Source organism: Halomonas sp. ND22Bw (assembly GCF_003011945.1).
GTDB lineage: Bacteria > Pseudomonadota > Gammaproteobacteria > Pseudomonadales > Halomonadaceae > Halomonas > Halomonas halophila.
Window position 1 is genome coordinate 1 of the sequence record NZ_PXWD01001520.1, and the last position, 246, is coordinate 246.

The 246-nt window shown below is 58.1% G+C and carries 1 protein-coding gene; it reads right to left on the reverse strand.

All coding sequences use genetic code 11. From position 1 onward, the window contains the following. A partial coding sequence (locus CVH10_RS23305; RefSeq protein ID WP_369336003.1) for an amino acid--tRNA ligase-related protein occupies positions 1 to 246 on the reverse strand: 246 nt, incomplete at both ends.

The window sequence follows — 246 nt, forward strand, 5'->3', positions numbered from 1 at the left end:
GAAGGCGTCTAGGAGGAAGCCGAACTGCTCCTGCGCCTCTTCCTCGGAGATACCCATCACCTTGAACACTCGTTCCTGAATGTCCTTGCGGTGGATACGAATACTGCCGCCGCCGATCTCGTTGCCGTTGCAGACGATGTCGTACTGATAGGCGCGAATGGTCAGCGGATCCTGACCTTCCAGGGCCTCCAGCCCGCCTTGCGGCATCGAGAACGGGTTGTGGCTGAAGTCGACCTTCTTTTCTTC